We start from the raw sequence: 1,280 nt of genomic DNA on the forward strand, positions 1-1,280 counted from the left end.
GAACTGATTGAGGTGATGGGTTCGGCCAATGACGAACTGAACCTGTCCACCCAGCCACCGGCGGTCATCCTGATGGCCGGCCTGCAGGGTGCGGGTAAAACCACTTCCGTCGCCAAGCTGGGTAAATGGCTGAAAGATCGCCAGAAAAAATCGGTCATGGTGGTCAGTGCTGACGTTTATCGTCCGGCCGCCATCCAACAGCTGGAAACCCTGGCCCGGGAAACCGGCCTCACCTTTTTCCCGTCTTCCACTGACCAGAAACCGGTGGATATTGTTAATGGTGCCATCCATGAAGCCCGTATCAAGCACGCCGATGTCCTGATCGTCGATACCGCCGGCCGCCTCCATATCGATCACGATATGATGACTGAAATCCAGCAGCTGCATAGCGCCATCAACCCCATAGAGACCCTCTTTGTGGTGGATGCCATGACCGGTCAGGATGCCGCCAATACCGCCAGGGCGTTTGGCGATGCCCTGCCATTAACCGGTGTCATCCTGACCAAGGCAGACGGTGATGCCCGTGGCGGTGCGGCGCTCTCGGTACGCCAGATCACCGGCAAGCCCATCAAATTTATCGGTATGGGCGAGAAGACCGATGCCCTGGAGCCTTTCTATCCAGACCGTATTGCCTCCCGCATCCTGGGCATGGGGGATATTCTCTCCCTGATCGAGGAAGCCGAGCGCAAGCTGGACCGCAGCAAGGCGGATATGCTGGCCAGCAAGCTGAAAAAAGGCAAAGGCTTTGACCTGGAAGATTTTCGCGACCAGCTGCAACAAATGAAGAAGATGGGTGGCCTCAGTGGCATGATGGACAAATTGCCCGGCATGGGTGGCATGGCACCCCAGCTTCAGGGCCAGATGGACAATAAAATTTTTGTCCAGATGGAAGCCATCATCAACTCCATGACGCCGGGCGAGCGCGCCAACCCGGACACCCTGAACGGTTCCCGCAAAAAGCGTATAGCCACTGGTTCAGGTACCCAGATCCAGGACATCAACCGACTCATCAAGCAGCACAAGCAGATGAGCAAAATGATGAAGAAAGTCACCAAAAAAGGCGGCATGAGCAAACTGATGCGGGGCATGTCGTCCATGAAAGGCCAGCTGCCCGGCGGTATGGGCGGCATGATGCCGCCAGGCGGTGGCAAGAAGTTTCCGTTTTAACAATCGGTCAATCGCCAGCTTGCAAGATATAGGTTCTGAACACTTACAATTCAAGAATCAAAAGCTTTGAACCACGAAGCACACGAAGAGCACAAAGGAAAAGAAAAGCTCTT

The 1,280-nt window shown here is 55.1% G+C and carries 1 protein-coding gene; it reads left to right on the plus strand.

Annotated features, from left to right (window positions below; all coding sequences use genetic code 11):
* On the plus strand, window positions 1–1,167 hold a 1,167-nt coding region (ffh, locus tag KDK14_RS10095), incomplete at its 5' end, for a signal recognition particle protein (protein WP_257264976.1).
* Window positions 1,168–1,280 lie beyond the last annotated feature (113 nt).

Source organism: Endozoicomonas sp. ONNA2 (assembly GCF_024606365.1).
In the GTDB taxonomy this organism is placed as follows: domain Bacteria; phylum Pseudomonadota; class Gammaproteobacteria; order Pseudomonadales; family Endozoicomonadaceae; genus Endozoicomonas.